This window comes from Arthrobacter sp. BI5 (genome assembly GCF_056680065.1).
Map to the genome: position 1 here is coordinate 3,021,139 of NZ_CM155264.1, position 17,907 is coordinate 3,039,045.

A 17,907-nucleotide genomic window follows, 5' to 3' on the forward strand; every position below is an offset into this window, starting at 1 on the left:
CCCGGCCGCGGCACCGAATCTGTTACGTACGGTGGCGGCGCCGCGGAACGGCGCCGCCACAGCTTATTTCTGGGCCCAGAGGTTGATGTCGGACTCGACCGCGAACTCGTCGATCGCGTCCAGTTCATCGGTTGCGAAGTCCAGGTTGTTGATGGCGGCCAAGGTGTCCTCGAGCTGCCGGACGCTGGAGGCTCCGACCAGCGCGGACGTCACCGAGGTGCCCTTGCCCTGTTCGCGCAGGATCCAGGCGATCGCCATTTGCGCCAGGGTCTGGCCCCGGCCTTCGGCGATGCGGTTGAGCCCCCGCACGCGGTCCAGCGTTTCGCCGGTGATCATGGCCTGGTCCAGGGACTTGTCCTGCGCCGCGCGGGAGTCCTCCGGGACGCCGTCGAGGTAGCGGTCGGTGAGCATGCCCTGCGCCAGCGGCGAGAAGGCGATGGCCCCGGCGCCCACCTGGTCCAGCGCCTCGTACAGGCTGGGGCTGCCGTTCTCGGTCCAGCGGTTCAGCATCGAGTAGCTGGGCTGGTGGATCAGCAGCGGGGTGCCCAGTTCCTTCAGGATCCGGGCCGCCTCGAGGGTCTGCTCCGGGGTGTAGGAGGAAATGCCGGCGTAAAGCGCCTTCCCGGAGCGCACGGCCTGGTCCAGGGCGCCCATGGTCTCCTCCAGCGGGGTCTCGGGGTCCGGCCGGTGGCTGTAGAAGATGTCGACGTAGTCCAGACCCATCCGGGTCAGCGACTGGTCCAGGCTGGCCAGCAGGTACTTGCGGGAGCCCCAGTTGCCGTACGGGCCCGGCCACATGTCGTAGCCGGCCTTGCTGGAAATGATGAGCTCGTCCCGGTACGGCTTGAAGTCGTCCTTGAAGTGGCGGCCGAAGTTGGTCTCGGCGCTGCCGTAGGGCGGGCCGTAGTTGTTGGCGAGGTCGAAGTGGGTGACGCCCAGGTCGAAGGCGCGGCGCAGGATGGCGCGTTGCACCTCGAACGGCTTGTCATCGCCGAAGTTGTGCCAGAGGCCCAGCGAGATGGCCGGCAGTTTCAGGCCGCTGCGGCCCACCCGGCGGTAGGGCATGGTGTCGTAGCGGTTCTCTGCTGCGAGGTAAGTCATCAGTAATTTCCTTTCCTAGTGGGAGACGACGGCGGCGCTGCGGCCCGGGAGGCCGAGCCCGGCGGTCGTCAGCGCGGTGCCGTCCTCCGTGGCCAGCAGCAGTGAACTGCCGGCCACCGAAAGCTGCCGCGGTTCGGCGGAGAAGTTCATCGCCACCTCCACGCTGCCGCGCCGCAGCACCAGCCAGCGCTCGTCCTCGTTGAAGTCGACGGCGGTCTCCGCGAAGCCTGCCTCGGCGAGTTCCGGCGTCGCGCGGCGCAGCGCGATCAGGTTCCGGTACAGCTCGAGCAGCCGTGCGTGCTCGCCGGACTTGGCCTCGGACCAGTCCAGCTTGGAGCGGGTGAACGTGGCCGGGTCCTGCGGGTCGGGCACGACGGCAGGGTCCCAGCCCATTCGTTCGAATTCCTTGATCCTGCCCTCCGCGGTGGCCTTCCCCAGTTCCGGTTCCGGGTGCGAGGTGAAGAACTGCCACGGCGTGGTGGCGCCGTATTCCTCGCCCATGAACAGCATCGGGGTGAACGGGGAGGTCAGGGTCGCGACGGCGGCGAGCGCCAACTGCCCGTAGCCGAGGGTCTGGGACAGCCGGTCGCCGGTGGCGCGGTTGCCGATCTGGTCGTGGTTCTGGCTGCAGACCACAAGGGCTGCGGGGTGCACGAGGGAGCTGTTGATGGGCCGCCCGTGGTGCCGTTCACGGAAGCTGGAGTAGCTGCCGTCGTGGAAGAAACCCTTTTCGAGGACCTTGGCCAGGGCCGCGATCGAGTCAAAGTCGCTGTAGTAGCCGGTGGTCTCGCCGCTGACGTTGACGTGCACGGCGTGGTGGAAGTCGTCGCTCCACTGCCCGGCCAGGCCGTAGCCGTTCGCGTCCCGCGGGTACAGCAGGCGCGGGTTGTTCAGGTCCGACTCGGCGATCATCGTCGCGGGGCGCCCGGTTTCGGCCGCGACCGCGTCGGCAAGGGCGCCGAAGTCCTCCAGCAGGTGGACGGCCCGCTCGTCCTTGAAGGCGTGCACGGCGTCCAGCCGCAGGCCGTCCACGTGGTAGTCGCGCAGCCACATCGCGGCGTTGTCCAGGATGTAGCCTCGGACCACGTCGGAACCGGGCCCGTCCAGGTTGACCGAGTCGCCCCAGGTGTTGCCCTCGCCGGACTTGAGGTAGGGGCCGAACCGGGGAAGGTAGTTGCCGCTGGGGCCCAAGTGGTTGTAGACGACGTCCTGGATGACGCCCAGCCCGGCGGCGTGGGCGGCGTCGACGAAGCGCTGGTACGCGGCCGGGCCGCCGTAGCCCTCGTGCACGGCGTACCAGAGCACCCCGTCGTAGCCCCAGTTGTGCGTGCCGTTGAACCCGTTGACCGGCAGCAGTTCCACGAAGTCGACGCCGAGCTCGGCCAGGTAGCCGAGCTTGCCGGCCGCGGCGTCCAGCGTCCCCTCGGGGGTGAAGGTGCCCACATGCAGTTCGTAGATCACACCGCCCTGCAGCCCGCGGCCCTTCCACTGCCCGTCCGCCCACTGGTGGGCTCCGGCGTCGAAGGTCCGGGAGAGCGAGTGCACTCCCCCGGGCTGGCGGCGGGACCGCGGGTCCGGCAGCGGCGTGGTGTCCCCGTCCAGCAGGTAGCCGTAGTCGACGTCGCCGGAGGCCGGGGCCTCCGGCGCGGTCCACCAGCCGCCCCGGCCGGCGCCGGTGTCCCGGCGCATCGGGTAGTGCCGTCCGTCGGCGAGCAGCGTGACATCCTGCGCGTCCGGCGCCCAGAGGTCGAAGCGTGCGGTTCCGTGTGCGGGCAGAGTCATTGCCGTTCCCCTATGTCGGTTCGTCAGTACGTGCTGTCAGGCGGCCGGTACCAGCAGGGCCACCGGGTAGTCGCGGAGGATCTCCGCCACGTCCGCCGGGCCCGGGCCGTAGGTCCTGCCGGTGAGCTGGTCGGTCATTGCGGCGGCGAGGCTGATGGCGGTGTCCTGCCAGCCGCCGCGCTGTTCGAGGCCGCGGGGCAGCCGGGTCGCCAGGGTGAGAGCCCCGGGCGAGCCGGCGCCGCGGTCAAAGGCGACCAGGTGTTCGGCGGCAGCTCCGGTGGCCTGCACCGGGGTGTAGCCGGTGAACAGCTCCGGTGCGTCCCGGCGCAGCCGCAGCGCCCGCGAGGTCACCAGCAGCTTCGCCGCGTCCTCCCGGTACGACGCCGGCCGGTCACCGGCGTCGAGCGCCGTGAGAGCCGCGCGCCGCGCGCCGAAGTCGAACGGCCGCCGGTTGTCCGGGTCGGTCAGCGACCGGTCCCAGAACTCGGTGCCCTGGTACACGTCCGGGACGCCGGGCATGGTGAGCTGGACCAGTTTGGCGCCCAGCGCGTTGGCGGCGCCGTACGGGTCCAGCAGGGCCACCAGCGCATCGAGTTCGGCGCGCACCTGGTGGTTGTCGAACGCCGCGTCGACGGCGGCGGCCAGTTTCGCTTCGAAGTCCGGGTCCGGGTCCAGCCAGTCGGTCGAATTGCCGGCCTCGCGCGCCGCCTTCTGGGCGTAGGACTGGAGCCGGTCCCGGTCCGCGGGCCAGACCCCGGCCACGGCCTGCCACAGCAGGTTGGCCAGCGGACCGTCCGGCAGCGGCGCCAGTTCCTGGAGCCGGCGCAACGATGCCGTCCACTCCGGAGCCAGTTCCGCGAGCACGGAGATCCGCGCCCGGGTGTCTTCGCTGCGCTTGGTGTCGTGCGTGCTGAGCGTGGTCATGGACAGCGGCAGCCGTGCCTGGCGGCGTGCCATCCGGGCATGGAACTCATCGGTGGACAGCGCGAACTCAGTGGGGTCCGCGCCGACTTCGGTGAGGGTGCCCAGCCGGGTGTAGCGGAAGAAGGCGGTGTCCTCGACGCCCTTGGCCATCACCATGCCGGAGGTCTGCTGGAAGCGGCGGCCCAGCTCGGCGTCGGGCCCGGGGCCGGCGTGCAGCAGCAGGGGCAGCAGCGTCCGCACGGCGGTCTCCAGCTCGGGGCGGCGGCGGACGGCCAGTTCGCAGGCCTCGCGCAGCACGTCCTCGCCCTCGGGCAGGTAGCTGCGGTAGACCGGGAACGCGGCGGTGACCTCGGACAGCGCATCGACGGCGGTCTCGGCGTCGAGCCCGGCGGACGCCGGTACCAGCCGGGTCAGCCGCAGCATTTCCGAATGCAGGATTCCGTCCGTGATCCGGCGCTTGGTGCCGCGGATCATCTCCTCGTAGTCGGCCGGTTCGCCGCCGCGCAGCGAGGTGTCCAGGGCGTCCAAGCCGGACTGGCCGGCGGGGTCGACGAAGAGCCGGTCCACGTCCGCGAGCGCGTCGTAGCCGGTGGTCCCCTCGCATTCGAAGCCGGCCGGGAGTTCTTCCCCGGGCTCGAGGATTTTCTCGATCAGCAGGTAGGCGCCGCCGGTCACTTCGCGCAGCCGGCGGAGGTAGCCGGCCGGATCCGCGAGGCCGTCCGGGTGGTCGATCCGCAGGCCGTCGACGAGGTCCTCGCGGAACCAGCGGACAACTTCCTCGTGCGCCTCGTCGAAGACGTCCGGGTCCTCGACTTTGATCCCGGCGAGGGTGTTGACGGCGAAGAACCGGCGGTAGTTGAGCTCGTTGTCGGCTCGGCGCCAGCCCACCAGTTCATAGTGCTGCCGGTTGTGCACCTCGCGGGGGTCGTCCCCCTCGGTGTAGCTGCCCTCGGCCAGCGGGAAGCGATGGTCGTAGTACCGCAGCTCGCCGTCGCGGACTTCCAGCGCGTCCACGTCCGCGTCGTCGCCCAGCACGGGGATCCGGATTCGGCCGCCGCCGAAGTCCCAGTCGACGTCGAAGGCCGGGGCGTAGCGGGACTGCCTGCCTTCCTTGAGCAGCGACCACCACCACGGGTTCTGAACCGGGGTGGCGACGCCGACGTGGTTGGGCACAATGTCCACCAGGACACCCATGCCGGCCTCGCGCGCCGCGCGGGACACCGCCGCGAGACCCTCCGGGCCGCCGCGGTCCGGGTCGATCGCGGCGGGGTCGGTGACGTCGTAGCCATGGTCTGAACCCTGCTCCGCCGTCAGGATCGGCGACAGGTAGATCCAGTCCACCCCGAGGGACTTCAGGTAGGGCACGGTGTCGGCGGCGTCCTGCAGGGTGAAGCCGGGCCGGATCTGCAGCCGGTAGGTCGAGGCGGGGGTCCTCATGAAGCGGAAGCCTTCGCCTCGCTGGCGGCGGCTGCCTGCTCCTGGGCCTCCACCATCTCCTCGTGGGCTTCCTCGTGCTCGGCCATCGAGGCCAGTGACGCCGCGGCCGAGTAGTCAACCTCGACCTCGGGTCCCGAGTAGGCGCGCAGCACTACCATGGACTTGGCCGCCAGGGTCAGGGTGGTCCCGGCCTTGAGCGGTTCGTAGGCGTCGGCCTGGGCCGCGGTGTCGATGAGGACCTCCCAGTACTGCGAGTACTCGTCGGCCGGCAGGCAGAAGTCCACGCCGTCGTCATGGGCGTTGAAGGCCATCAGGAAGCTGTCGTCGGTGATCCGGCGGCCGCGGGAGTCCTGTTCCTGGATGCCGTGGCCGTTGAGGAACACGCCGATGGTCCGGCCGAAGCCGCTGTCCCAGTCTTCCGGCAGCATTCCGGTGCCGTCGGTCTTCAGCCAGACGATGTCCGGCAGTTTCTCGCCCTCACCGCGGACCACCGGCCGGCCGTCGAAGAAACGGCTGCGGCGGAACGTCGGGTGGTCGTGGCGGATCTTGTTGACGAACGCGGTGAACTCCACCAGCGGCTGGTCCATGGCTTCCCAGTGCACCCAGCTCAGCTCGGAATCCTGGCAGTAGGTGTTGTTGTTGCCCTGCTGCGTGCGGCCCAGTTCGTCGCCGTGCAGCAGCATCGGCACACCCTGGGAGAGCAGCAGCGTGGCAATGAAGTTCCGTTGCTGCCGGGCGCGGAGGGTCAGCACGGTGTCGTTGTCCGTGTCGCCTTCCTCGCCGCAGTTCCAGGAGCGGTTGTGCGATTCGCCGTCGTTGTTGCCTTCGCCATTGGCCTCGTTGTGCTTCTCGTTGTAGGAGACGAGGTCGCGCATGGTGAAGCCGTCGTGCGCGGTGACGAAGTTGATCGAGGCCACCGGGCGGCGGGCGGAGCTCTCGTAGAGGTCCGCGGAGCCGGTCAGGCGGGACGCGAATTCGCCCAGCGTGGACGGCTCGCCGCGCCAGAAGTCGCGGACAGTGTCGCGGTACTTGCCGTTCCACTCCGTCCACTGCGGCGGGAAGTTGCCCACCTGGTAGCCGCCGGGGCCGACGTCCCACGGCTCGGCGATCAGCTTGACCTGGGAGACGATCGGATCCTGCTGGATCAGTTCGAAGAAGGTGGAGAGTTTGTCGACGTCGTAGAACTCGCGGGCCAGCGTGGAGGCGAGGTCGAAGCGGAAGCCGTCGACGTGCATTTCCGTCACCCAGTAGCGCAGCGAGTCCATCAGCAGCTGCAGGGAGTGCGGGTGCCGGACGTTCAGCGAGTTGCCGGTGCCGGTGTAGTCCATGTAGTGCTTCAGGTCGCCGTCGACCAGGCGGTAATAGGCCTGGTTGTCGATGCCCTTGAAGGACAGCGTGGGGCCCAGGTGGTTGCCTTCCGCCGTGTGGTTGTAGACGACGTCGAGGATGACCTCGATGCCGGCCCGGTGCAGCTCACGGACCATGGCCTTGAATTCCTGGACCTGGTGCCCGACGTCGCCGGAGGAGCTGTAGGTGTTCTGCGGGGCGAAGAAGCCGATGGTGTTGTAGCCCCAGTAGTTGTTGAGGCCCTTTTCCACCAGGGTGCCGTCGTTGACGAACTGGTGGACCGGCATCAGCTCGATCGCCGTGACGCCGAGCTTCTTGAGGTGCTCGATCACGGCCGGGTGGGCCACGCCGGCGTAGGTGCCGCGCTGCTCCTCGGGGATTTCCGGGTGCAGCTCGGTCAGGCCTTTGACGTGCGCCTCGTAGATGACCGACTCGTGGTACGGGACGCGCAGCTGGCGGTCCCCGTCCCATTCGAAGTAGGGGTTGATGACCACGCCGTGCATGGTGTGCGGCGCCGAATCCGCGTCGTTGCGCGAATCGGGGTCACCGAATTCGTAGGAGAAAAGCGCCGGGTCCCAGTCAATCTGGCCTTGGATGGCCTTGGCGTACGGGTCCATCAGCAGCTTGTTGGGGTTGAAACGGTTCCCGCTCGCTGGATCGTACGGTCCGTGCACCCGGTAGCCATACTTCTGGCCCGGCTGGATCTGCGGCAGGTAGCAGTGCCAGACGTAGCCGTCCACCTCGGTCAGTTCAATCCGCGTCTCGCTCAGGTCATCGGCCAGGAGGCAGAGTTCCACCCGCTCCGCCTGCTCGCTGAACAGGGCAAAATTGGTGCCGGTGCCGTCAAAGGTGGCTCCCAGCGGGTAAGCCGTTCCGGGCCAGACTTCCATGTGTACTCCTCGTGCGTGGCGAACTATCTCTAGACAGACTACTTGTAAGTAGGGTTACTAATTTACCGGGTGGCACAGCGTGCGCTTTTGTTACAGCTTCGCGATGACCTCCGGCAGGGCTTCCGCGATGTCCGACGCCGTCAACGGACCGCCGCCCGACGCCAGGGTTCCGGCGCGGCCGTGCAGGCTGGCCGCCATCGCCGCAATTGCGGCCCACCGGTCCGGTTCCTCGATCCCTAGGGCGCTGAAGGCGCCCGGGTCCCCGGCGAGCTGTGCCAGCAGGGCACCCAGCACCCCGGCCAGCACGTCGCCGCTGCCCGCGGAGGCCATCCAGGGGCTCGCCTCGGCCTGGCTGAACACCGTGCCGGACGGGGCGGCCACCAGGGTGGTGGCGCCCTTGAGCAGGACGGTCGCGCCGGTCAGCCGTGTGGCCTCCCGGACGGCTGCGAGCGTTGCGTCTTCAACGGCGGCACGGCCGGGTCCGGCGTCGTAGCGTTCCAGCAGGGAGGCAAGCTCGCCGGCATGCGGGGTCAGTACGGTCCGGGCGGACAGGTGGCGCGGCAGCGCCGGGAGCGCACCGGCGTCGGCCACGGTGGGGAGTCCGGCGGCGGCTGCCTCGCGGACGCGGTCCAGTTGCTCGTGTGCGCCGTCGTCGAGTCCGGGCCCCAGGAGCCACGCTTGGACGTGGGCGTCGGCGACGGACGTGCCGCACACCACTTCGGGGCAGGACCGGCGGACCAGGTCCGCGACTTCCGCCGGGCCCACGTAGCGGACCATGCCGGCGCCCGCGGCCAGGGCGCCCCGGCAGGCCAGCACGGCCGCACCGGGGTAGCGGGCGGACCCGGCGACGACGCCGAGCACACCGCGGGAGTATTTGTGCGAGCGGCGCCCGGGGTGTGGCAGCAGCGCGGACAGATCCCCGGTTTCCAGGCGCCGCAGCCCGGGGGCGCCCAGGGCCGCCTCGATGCCGATCGGGATGGTGACAAGCCGGCCGGTGAAGTCCGCGCCGGGGTCGGCCAGCAGGCCGGCCTTGGCCGCCCCGAAGCTGACCGTCACGTCCGCGGCGAGAACCGGGGCGTGCGCCTCCCCGGTGTCGGCGTCGATGCCGCTGGGGAGGTCGCAGGCGACCACCAGCCCGTGCCGGGTGCGCTGCAGTTCTTCGAACATCAGGGCTGCCGTGCCGCGCAAACCGCCCTGGGCGCCTGTTCCCAGGACCGCGTCAATGACGACGTCGGCGCGGGCGGCGTCTGCTGCCAGCTCCGCGGCGTTGCCGTCACCCAGGGCGGCGTCGCGGCCGCCCGCAGCACGGAACGCCGCCAGCGCGGCCGGATGGGACTCACCGGCAGTGAGGATCGCCGTCGTCCGCAGGCCCCGGCGGGCCAGCAGCGCGGCGGCGTAGAGCCCGTCGCCGCCATTGTTGCCCTTACCGGCGATCACCGCGACGGACGAGCCGTAGGTTCCCAGCCCGCGGCCGCGGAGTTCGCGGACCACCGCGTTGGCCAGCCCGTAGGCGGCGCGCTGCATCAGAACAGCGCCCATCCCGGGGTCCGCACTCGTCTCAAGCAGCTGCTGTTCGACTTCTCGAATGTGGGTTCCGGTATGGGCGCTGATCATGGTGCTTAGCCTTCGGCGATCACCGTGGCGGTGGCGATGCCGCCGTCGTGGCTGATCGACAGGTGCCAGCGTTTGACGCCCTTCGACTGCGCCACGGCCAGTACGGTGTCCTTGACCTGGACGGTCGGGCCGTGCTGGTCCAGTCCGATCCAGCAGTCCTGCCAGTTCATGCCCGCCGGCGCGCCGAGCACCTTGGCCACGGCTTCCTTGGCGGCGAACCGGGCAGCCAGGGACCGGGTGTTCAGCTCCCGCTCGGCCGGCACAAACAGCCGGTCGCGCAGTCCGGGGGTGCGCTCCAGCTGCCGGCCGAACCGCTCAATGTCTACGACGTCTACGCCGATGCCAACAATCATGCGGCTATTCTACGGTCACGCTCTTGGCCAGGTTCCGCGGCTGGTCCACGTCGTAGCCCTTGGCGCTGGCGAGTGCGAGCGCGAAAATCTGCAGGGGCACGGTGGACAGCAGCGGTGCCAGGAGGGTCGGGGTCTCCGGGATGTAGATGACGTGCTCGGCGTAGGCCTTCACCGCCTCGTCACCCTCCTCCGCGATCACGATCGTCTTGGCGCCGCGGGCGCGGACTTCCTGGATGTTGGAGACAACCTTGGCGTGCAGCGAGTCGCGGCCGCGCGGGGACGGGACCACCACGAAGACCGGCTGGCCTTCCTCGATCAGGGCGATCGGGCCGTGCTTGAGCTCGCCGGCGGCGAAGCCCTCGGCGTGGATGTAGGCGAGCTCTTTGAGCTTGAGCGCGCCTTCCATGGCGACCGGGAAGCCGACGTGACGGCCCAGGAACAGCACGGACTTGGCGTCCACCATGTCGTGGCCGAGTTTCTTGATCGCGTCGGCGTTGTCCAGGATTTGCTGAATCTTGGCCGGAATCTTGCCCAGATCAGCGAGTATGTCCTTGATCTCGCCCTGGAACTTGTTGCCGCGCAGCTGTGCCAAATACAGGCCCAGCAGGTAGGCGGCGGCGATCTGGGCGAGGAACGCCTTCGTGGAGGCCACCGCGATTTCCGGGCCGGCGTGCGTGTACAGCACCGCATCGGACTCGCGCGGGATGGTGGAGCCGTTGGTGTTGCAGATGGACACCGTCTTGGCGCCCTGCTCCTTGGCGTACCGGACAGCCATCAGCGTGTCCATGGTCTCGCCGGACTGCGAGATGGAGACGATCAGGGTCTTGGCGTCCACGATCGGGTCGCGGTAGCGGAACTCGTGCGAGAGTTCGACCTCGGTGGGGATCCGGCACCAGCGCTCGATCGCGTACTTCGCGACCTGGCCGGCGTAGGCGGAGGTGCCGCAGGCCAGGACGATAATCTTGTCCACGCTCTTGAGTAGCTCCGTGTCGATGCGGAGTTCATCGAGGGTCAGCTTGCCGTCGACGTCGGAGCGGCCCAGCAGGGTCTGCAGCACGGCGTCCGGCTGGTCGTGGATTTCCTTTTCCATGAAGGACGGGAAGCCGCCCTTTTCCGCGGACGCCGGATCCCAGTTGACGTAGTATTCCTTGCCCTCGGCCGGGGCGCCGAAGAAGTCGGTGATCGCGACGGTGTCGGCGGTGATCGTGACGATCTGGTCCTGGCCCAATTCCACAGCCCGGCGGGTGTAGTCGATGAAGCCGGAGACGTCGGAGCCGAGGAAGTTCTCGCCCTCGCCCAGGCCCACCACGAGCGGGGAGTTGCGGCGGGCGGCCACAACGACGTCGGGCTGGTCGGCGTGCACGGCGAGCAGCGTGAACGCGCCCTCGAGCCGCTGGCAGGCCAGTTCCATGGCCTTGGTCAGGCCGCCGTTGGCGTTGTCGCCGCCGAGCTGGTTGCGGTAGATGTCGCCGATCAGGGCGGCGGCCACCTCGGTGTCGGTCTCGGAGAGGAACGTCACGCCCTTGCCGAGGAGTTCCTGCTTGAGCTCCGCGAAGTTTTCGATGATGCCGTTGTGGATCAGGGCCAGCTTGCCGCCGTCGGACAGGTGCGGGTGCGCGTTCACGTCCGTGGGGCCGCCGTGGGTCGCCCAGCGGGTGTGTCCGATTCCGGTGAGCGCATCGGGCAGCGGGTGCGCCTCCAGCTCGGCGATCAGGTTGCTCAGTTTGCCCGACTTCTTGCGGGAGGAAATGGCGCCGTCCGCCACGACGGCGATCCCGGCGGAGTCATAGCCGCGGTACTCGAGGCGCCGCAATCCTTCCAGGACAACGTCCAGGGCCAAGTGATCAGTATTTTCCCGGCCAGCCGCGCGGCCTACATATCCAACGATTCCACACATGGACCCAAGCCTAGCTGGTTTCCCGGTCATCCGACGTAGGATGAGCCGGTCCGGCCCCGCCGCAGCGGGCTGCGGGGGTGTCCATTTCGCTCTGGGCCTTCTCAAGGGCAGAATCTCTAAGGTGACTTTGCAACGCAACGACGCGAACGGCGAGGGCGTCTCCCCGTTCGTTGAGCTGGACCGGCAGACCTGGTCCCGGCTCGCTGCCCAGATGGAGCAGCCCCTCAACGAAGAGGACGTGCTCCGCCTCCGGGGACTGGGCGACCCCCTCGACATGAAGGAAGTCCGCGAGGTCTACCTCCCGCTGTCCCGGCTGCTGCACCTCTACGTCGAGGCCGCCAACCAGCTCCATGCGGCCACCACCACGTTCCTGGGCGAAACAACCCAGCGCACCCCCTTTGTGATCGGTGTGGCCGGCTCCGTCGCGGTCGGCAAATCGACCATCGCCCGTGTGCTCCGCGAGATGCTGCGGCGCTGGCCCGGCACCCCGAACGTCGAACTGATCACCACCGACGGTTTCCTGTACCCCCTCGCCGAGCTCAAGCGCCGGCAGTTACTGGAACGCAAGGGCTTCCCGGAGTCCTATGACCGGCGCGCCCTGCTGCGGTTCGTCAGCGAAGTCAAAGGCGGCGCCGAGGAAGTGCGGGCACCCTGGTACTCGCACGTCACCTACGACATTGTTCCCGGCAAGGAAGTGGTGGTCCGGCGCCCGGACGTGCTGATTGTCGAGGGGCTGAACGTGCTGGCCCCGGCCCGGCCGCGGCACGACGGCCGGCAGGGCCTGGCGCTGAGTGACTTCTTCGACTTCTCCATCTACGTGGACGCCAAGACCTCCTATATCGAGGAGTGGTACGTGGACCGGTTCCGCAAGCTGCGCACCACCGCCTTCGCGCAGCCGGAATCCTACTTCCACCGCTACGCGACGCTTTCCGATTCAGAGGCCGAACAGACCGCCCGCGAAATCTGGAAGCGAATCAACGAGCCGAACCTGGAGGAAAACGTCCTCCCCACCCGCGGCCGGGCCCAGCTGGTGCTGACCAAGGACGCGGACCACTCCATCCGCCGCATGCTGCTGCGCAAGGTTTAGCACAGGTGTGCCAGAACTGCCCCGGCGGGGCGCCGGGGCCGGAGTCACCGAGCCGGCGGACGGTCGGGCGCTTCCTTGCCGCCGGCACGGCCCTTGCGGCCCTGGCCGCCGTGGCAGGCTGCAACCCGGGCAACAGCGCCCCTCAGTCCGCCTCCGGCACGACTGTGCCAACTGACGGCCCTTCCGGGACAGCCACGTCCGCTTCCGGGCCGTCCACTCCTGCTTCCGCCACTCCGACGTCGGCGCCCACCGAGACGGCCACGACCACTCCGCCGCCCACGGCTTCGCCGTCGAGGACTGCGCCGGCGTCGGCCGCGCCGGGCCGGAAGTATTCCCTCACGGATCCGGCAAGCCCGTGGGTGGTGGTGAACAAACACCGGCCGCTCTCCCCCGCGACGTTCGTCCCGGCGGACCTGGTCCAGCCTGCCGTCAGGCTGGCAGTGTCCGGTGAGGCGGCGCTGCTGAACAGCACGACGGCGGCGGCGGCCGAGCGGATGTTCGCGGGCGCGGCGGCGGCAGGCGTCGTACTGACCCTGGCGAGTGGCTACCGCTCCTACGCCACCCAGACGGCCACCTACAACGGCTACGTGTCGTCGCGTGGGCGCGCCGAGGCGGATACCGCCTCCGCCCGGCCGGGTTACTCGGAGCACCAGACGGGATGGTCCTTCGACATCGGCGACGGCGGCGGGGCCTGCAGCTTCCAGCCGTGCTTCGCCCAGCAGCCGGCCGCAGTGTGGGTCAAGGCGAATGCGCACCGCTATGGTTTCATCGTCCGCTACCCCTGGATGGAGCACCCGGTCACCGGCTACTTCTACGAACCGTGGCATCTCCGCTACATCGGCGTCGAGGCCGCCGGCGACATGCACCGGCGGGGCATCCCCACCCTTGAGGAGTATTTCGGCCTGGAAGCCGCGCCGGCCTACCGCTGAGTACTAACGTTCCGCGCTAGCGTGGAGTCCATGCTGACTGGATTTAAGAACTTCATCATGAAGGGCAACGTCATTGACCTTGCCGTCGCCGTCGTGATCGGAACCGCCTTTGGTTCCGTCGTCACCGCCCTCGTGAACAAGGTGCTCATGCCGTTCATTGCCGGCCTCGTGGGCTCGCCGAACTTCGACAGCTTCGCGAAGGTGGACCTGAACGGCAACGCCATCGAGTTCGGCGTCCTCCTGACCGCGATCGTCAACTTCCTGCTGATTGCCGCCGCGATCTACTTTGTGGTCGTCATGCCCATGAACCACATGATCGAACGCCGCAACCGCAAACTGGGCATCAACGCCGAGGTTAAGGACGAGGCTGCCGAAGACCCCCAGCTCGCGCTGCTCACCGAGATCCGCGACGCCCTGACCCGCACCACCCGCTAGCTCCTGCGTACCAACGCAGTGTGGCCCGCTTCCTGACGGAGGCGGGCCACACTTTTTGCATCTTCAGGTCTTTGCGGTCAGTCGGCGACGAGGGCCAAGGCGAGCTCGGTCCGGACCACCTCGGCCAGGCTTTCGGCGATGTCCTGCGCGGTCTGCTGGTCGGCGGCTTCCACCATCACCCGGACCACGGGTTCGGTCCCGGACGGGCGCAGCAGCACCCTGCCGGTGTCGCCCAGCTGCGCCTCGGCGCGGGCCACGGCTGCGGCCACGGCCGCGTCACCCTTGACCCGGGTCCGGTCGACGCCCTTGACGTTGATCAGCACCTGCGGGAGTTTGGTCATCACCGCGGCCAGCTCCTTCAGTGGGCGGCCGGTGAGCGCCACCTGCGCGGCCAGCTGGAGGCCGGTGAGCACGCCGTCGCCGGTGGTGGCGTAGTCGGCGAAGATCACGTGGCCGGACTGTTCGCCGCCAAGGTTGAAGCCGCCCTCGCGCATACCTTCCAGCACGTAGCGGTCCCCCACGCCGGTCTCGCGGAGGGTGATGCCGGCCTCGCGCAGGGCGATCTTCAGGCCGAGGTTGGACATCACGGTGGCCACGAGGACGTCGTCCTTGAGCTTGCCGGAGGCTTTGAGTGCCACGGCAAGGATGGCCATGATTTCGTCGCCATCCACCTCGTTGCCTTCGTGGTCCACAGCCAGGCAGCGGTCGGCGTCGCCGTCGTGGGCGATGCCCAGGTCGGCCCCGTGGTCCAGGACGGCCTGCTTCAGCGGGCCGAGGTGGGTTGATCCCACCCCGTCGTTGATATTGATGCCGTCCGGGTCCGCCCCGATGACTACCAGCTCGGCGCCAGCCGTCTTGAAGACCTGGGGCGAGCAGCCGCTGGCCGCGCCGTGGGCGCAGTCCAGCACCACCTTGAGGCCGTCCAGGCGGTGCGGCAGCGTGCCGAGCAGATGCACGATGTAGCGGTCCTCCGCGTCGGAGAACCGCTGGATGCGTCCCACATCGCCGCCGACCGGCCGCTGGGGCTCCTTGGACAGCTGAGCCTCGATCGCATCCTCGACCTCGTCGGGAAGCTTCTGGCCGCCGCGGGCGAAGAACTTGATGCCGTTGTCCGGTGCGGGGTTGTGGGAGGCGGAGATCATCACGCCGAAGTCGGCGTCGAGGTCCGCCACAAGGTACGCCGCCGCCGGCGTCGGCAACACGCCGGCGTCGTAAACGTCGATACCCGAGCTGGAGAGACCGGCCTCCACGGCGGCGGCTAGGAATTCGCCGCTGGCCCGCGGATCGCGGGCGACGACGGCGCGCGGCCGGTTGCCGTTGGTGTTGCGGTCGTGGCCAAGCACCACTGCGGCGGCCTGCGCCAGTTGCAGCGCCAGCTCTGCGGTCAGTAGGCCGTTAGCCAGGCCCCGGACACCATCTGTTCCAAATAATCTAGACATCGTGCCCCAGTTTAGTCGATGAGGCGCCGGGTCCCTGTTTCGGACCCTCGGACGCCTGTTAAGCGGCGGAAACCCGCCCCGCAATGCGGGACGGGCTTCCGGTTCCAACCAGCGGACGCCAGTTGGGAAGGCGCTGTTTAGCGCTTGGAGTACTGCTGAGCCTTGCGTGCCTTCTTGAGACCAGCCTTCTTACGCTCGATGACGCGGGCGTCACGGGTAAGATAGCCGGCCTTCTTCAGCGTGGCGCGGTTGTTGTCGACGTCGATCTCGTTCAGCGAACGGGCGATGCCGAGGCGCAGCGCGCCGGCCTGGCCGGAGGGGCCACCGCCGTGGATGCGGGCAATGACGTCGTAGGCGCCTTCGAGATCGAGGATCTTGAAGGGCTCGTTGACGTCCTGCTGGTGCAGCTTGTTCGGGAAGTAGTTCGACAGCTCGCGGCCGTTGATAGTCCACTTGCCGGAGCCCGGCACAACGCGAACGCGTGCGACGGCTTCCTTGCGGCGGCCAACAGCTGCGCCGGCGACGGTCAGTGCCGGACGTTCCTTCTTCGGAGCGGCTGCGTCGGCAGCACCGCTCTCCGAGGTGTAGCTGGTCAGGTTTTCCTCAGCCTCAACGGCTTCGGTGGTCTCTTCGTTCTGAGCCACGGTTCTCCTTGTATTAATAAGTTGTTTGGTGGCCAGGACTACTGGGCGACCTGGGTGATTTCGAAAGTCTTGGGCTGCTGGGCGGCGTGCGGGTGCTCGGCGCCGCGGTAAACCTTCAGCTTGCCCAGCTGCTGTGCAGCGAGGGAGTTCTTCGGGAGCATGCCCTTGATGGCCTTCTCCACGGCGCGGACCGGGTTGGATTCCAGCAGCTCCGCGTAGTTGACGCTGGTCAGGCCGCCCGGGTAGCCGGAGTGGCGGTATGCGCGCTTCTGCTCCAGCTTGGCACCGGTGAGGGCAACCTTTTCAGCGTTGATGATGATGACGAAGTCGCCCATGTCCATGTGGGACGCAAAGGTGGCCTTGTGCTTGCCGCGCAGCAGGATTGCGGTCTGGCTGGCGAGACGACCAAGGACAACGTCTGTGGCGTCAATGACGTGCCACTGGCGGTTGATATCGCCGGGCTTCGGGGTGTACGTACGCACGGTGTTTGCCTCGTTCTTGTTCTGGCGTTCTTGTTTTAGGCGTCACGCGGAGGTGCACCTACTATCTATGCGCTACCGGAACAGAGGTGAGGGCTCCATGTAACCAGTCATCCTGTGGTCTCGAATGTGCACGTTGAGTAGCTATCCTGCAACCGGATTCTCAAGCGGGCACGCATCATCGAGATAGGACACGCACAACGACTACCAAGAATAGCGGAAGCCGGGGGCGTGGGTCAAAATGGGGTGTCCGGTGGCATGCTGACCAGCCTGCCGTTCAGTTCCGGCCCGCCGCGTTCCTGGAGGTCCCGTGCCTGATCCCGCCTTTGCCGGTTCCGTGCCGTTGCTGTTCATCGCCGGAGCAGCCGCCGCCGGGCTGTTCCTCGGGGTGCTGGGCGACGTCGTGGTGGGACGCATCCTGCCGCACTTGGCAGGCCGCCCCACTCGTGCGCAGAAGATCACGACGTCGGTTGCCGCCGCAGCGCTGTGCGCGCTGTTGGCCTGGCGCTTCGGTGCAGCTCCGGAACTGCCGGCATTTATTGTTTTGGCGGTTATCGGCATTCAGCTGGCGCGAATCGATATTGTCCATCATCTGCTGCCAAACCGACTGGTTATACCCCTGCTGGGAGCCGGAATCGTGCTGCTCGCAGCCGCTTCGGCGGCACTTGGAGGCTGGGAAGAGCTGGTCCGCGCCCTCGCCGGCGCCGTCATCCTCTTCTTTTTCTACTTCATCCTGGCTCTCATCAGCCCCAGCAGCCTCGGAATGGGCGATGTTAAGCTCGCGGCTCCGCTCGGCCTGTACTTAGGCTACCTAGGCTGGAGCCCCCTGTTCTACGGCGGCGCCCTGGGCTTGGTGGCCGGCGGCCTGGTCTCCCTGGCCCTCGTCCTCAAAAACCGCGGAAATAAGCCTAAAGAAGTCGCCTTCGGACCCTCCATGCTGGCCGCGGCCCTGATCACCGCCCTGCTCTCGGCGTAGCCCCCTCCCCCGCACCATTTGCGGGGGAACCAGTAAGCGGACTTATCAAAACAAGTAGTTGCCGCCGCGCCGCCCTAAAAAACTGAGTACATCCCTCCGGATGCCATAAGTAAACCCCTCATTTCGTCCCCAGAAGTCGAGTAGTCGAAGCCATTGCAGGGCCGTTAATCGCCGTGCAAATGTTGTCCCAACGAAGCCCCACCAGATAGCAAAAGGGGATTTGCTGGAGCTTCGTAAAACAATTCGGAAACTCTGGAAAAGGACTTTTAAAATGACTGGTCTCATGGTCTCAATGCTTTCTTTCATCGCCGGCGTCAAGGACCGGCTGGAATCCGAGAAGGGAGCGACGGCGACGGAATACTCGCTGCTCGTTGCCTTCATCGCCTTCCTGGTCATCGGCGGCGCCACCCTCTTCGGCCAGTCGCTCAGCAACTGGTTCACGGCTCTGGCGACCGAGGTCAACACCTGGCGGGCACCGTAACTAGCCGCCCGCCGGCCGGAGGTCTCCCGGCCGAGGGTCTCTGCACCACCTGATGTGCCGCGTCCGCCAAGCGCGGACGCGGCACTCGGCTT

Annotated in this window: 16 protein-coding genes; 5 read left to right on the top strand and 11 right to left on the bottom strand. The window is 67.9% G+C overall.

Translation table 11 applies throughout. The features are described 5' to 3' along the window. Window positions 1–63: 63 nt before the first annotated feature. The 7 genes from mgrA to glmS all read right to left on the bottom strand — a co-directional run bounded on the left by mgrA (window position 64) and on the right by glmS (window position 11,345). Window positions 64–1,101 carry an L-glyceraldehyde 3-phosphate reductase gene (mgrA, locus tag AC1MED_RS13845; RefSeq protein WP_479783819.1) on the bottom strand — a complete coding sequence of 346 codons (1,038 nt, stop codon included), beginning with the start codon at window positions 1,099–1,101 and terminating at the stop codon, window positions 64–66. Between the two features lie 15 nt (window positions 1,102–1,116). Further along, window positions 1,117–2,883: a malto-oligosyltrehalose trehalohydrolase gene (treZ, locus tag AC1MED_RS13850; RefSeq protein ID WP_479783820.1), complete on the bottom strand. Its 1,767-nt coding sequence runs from the start codon at window positions 2,881–2,883 to the stop codon at window positions 1,117–1,119. A gap of 36 nt (window positions 2,884–2,919) precedes the next feature. Beyond that, window positions 2,920–5,244, bottom strand: a complete 2,325-nt coding sequence (gene treY, locus AC1MED_RS13855) for a malto-oligosyltrehalose synthase (RefSeq protein WP_479783821.1) — start codon at window positions 5,242–5,244, stop codon at window positions 2,920–2,922. Next, window positions 5,241–7,481 (bottom strand): glycogen debranching protein GlgX, encoded by a 2,241-nt coding sequence (glgX, locus tag AC1MED_RS13860; protein WP_479783822.1) that lies wholly within the window; start codon window positions 7,479–7,481, stop codon window positions 5,241–5,243. The genes treY and glgX overlap by 4 nt, the downstream gene beginning before the upstream one ends. 90 nt (window positions 7,482–7,571) lie before the next feature. Continuing rightward, window positions 7,572–9,095, bottom strand: coding sequence for an NAD(P)H-hydrate epimerase (locus AC1MED_RS13865; RefSeq protein WP_479783823.1), 1,524 nt, complete (start codon window positions 9,093–9,095; stop codon window positions 7,572–7,574). 5 nt (window positions 9,096–9,100) lie between these two features. Continuing rightward, window positions 9,101–9,448, bottom strand: a complete 348-nt coding sequence (locus tag AC1MED_RS13870) for a holo-ACP synthase (protein WP_346959841.1) — start codon at window positions 9,446–9,448, stop codon at window positions 9,101–9,103. A gap of 4 nt (window positions 9,449–9,452) precedes the next feature. Beyond that, window positions 9,453–11,345: a glutamine--fructose-6-phosphate transaminase (isomerizing) gene (glmS, locus tag AC1MED_RS13875; protein ID WP_479781335.1), complete on the bottom strand. Its 1,893-nt coding sequence runs from the start codon at window positions 11,343–11,345 to the stop codon at window positions 9,453–9,455. Between the two features lie 121 nt (window positions 11,346–11,466). On the opposite strand from glmS, the gene coaA reads away from it, so the two are divergent. Next, window positions 11,467–12,432 (top strand): type I pantothenate kinase, encoded by a 966-nt coding sequence (gene coaA / locus AC1MED_RS13880; RefSeq protein ID WP_346959843.1) that lies wholly within the window; start codon window positions 11,467–11,469, stop codon window positions 12,430–12,432. 142 nt (window positions 12,433–12,574) lie between these two features. Here coaA and AC1MED_RS13885 read toward each other — a convergent pair whose 3' ends face one another. Next, window positions 12,575–12,772, bottom strand: a complete 198-nt coding sequence (locus tag AC1MED_RS13885; RefSeq protein ID WP_479783824.1) for a hypothetical protein — start codon at window positions 12,770–12,772, stop codon at window positions 12,575–12,577. Between the two features lie 22 nt (window positions 12,773–12,794). On the opposite strand from AC1MED_RS13885, the gene AC1MED_RS13890 reads away from it, so the two are divergent. Together AC1MED_RS13890 and mscL are read left to right on the top strand one after the other, a co-directional pair. Next, the gene (locus AC1MED_RS13890) at window positions 12,795–13,361 is read left to right on the top strand and encodes a M15 family metallopeptidase (RefSeq protein ID WP_479783825.1); all 567 of its coding nucleotides are present in this window, start codon (window positions 12,795–12,797) and stop codon (window positions 13,359–13,361) included. A 30-nt stretch (window positions 13,362–13,391) separates the two neighbouring features. Beyond that, a complete protein-coding gene (gene mscL, locus AC1MED_RS13895) occupies window positions 13,392–13,796 on the top strand; it encodes a large conductance mechanosensitive channel protein MscL (RefSeq protein WP_346959846.1) in 405 nt (134 codons plus the stop codon). A gap of 77 nt (window positions 13,797–13,873) precedes the next feature. On the opposite strand, the gene glmM is transcribed toward mscL, so the two are convergent. From glmM to rplM, 3 genes are all read right to left on the bottom strand, one after another. Beyond that, complete coding sequence (glmM, locus tag AC1MED_RS13900; protein ID WP_346959847.1) at window positions 13,874–15,235, bottom strand: phosphoglucosamine mutase; 1,362 nt, start codon at window positions 15,233–15,235, stop codon at window positions 13,874–13,876. 137 nt (window positions 15,236–15,372) lie between these two features. After that, window positions 15,373–15,879 carry a 30S ribosomal protein S9 gene (rpsI, locus tag AC1MED_RS13905; protein ID WP_346959848.1) on the bottom strand — a complete coding sequence of 169 codons (507 nt, stop codon included), beginning with the start codon at window positions 15,877–15,879 and terminating at the stop codon, window positions 15,373–15,375. Window positions 15,880–15,917: 38 nt separating this feature from the next. Then, window positions 15,918–16,361, bottom strand: a complete 444-nt coding sequence (rplM, locus tag AC1MED_RS13910) for a 50S ribosomal protein L13 (RefSeq protein WP_015937805.1) — start codon at window positions 16,359–16,361, stop codon at window positions 15,918–15,920. A 307-nt stretch (window positions 16,362–16,668) separates the two neighbouring features. Here rplM and AC1MED_RS13915 point away from each other — a divergent pair, with 307 nt between their 5' ends. Together AC1MED_RS13915 and AC1MED_RS13920 are read left to right on the top strand one after the other, a co-directional pair. Next, complete coding sequence (locus AC1MED_RS13915; protein WP_479783826.1) at window positions 16,669–17,334, top strand: prepilin peptidase; 666 nt, start codon at window positions 16,669–16,671, stop codon at window positions 17,332–17,334. A gap of 271 nt (window positions 17,335–17,605) precedes the next feature. Continuing rightward, window positions 17,606–17,815: a Flp family type IVb pilin gene (locus AC1MED_RS13920; RefSeq protein WP_479783827.1), complete on the top strand. Its 210-nt coding sequence runs from the start codon at window positions 17,606–17,608 to the stop codon at window positions 17,813–17,815. Window positions 17,816–17,907: the final 92 nt, after the last annotated feature.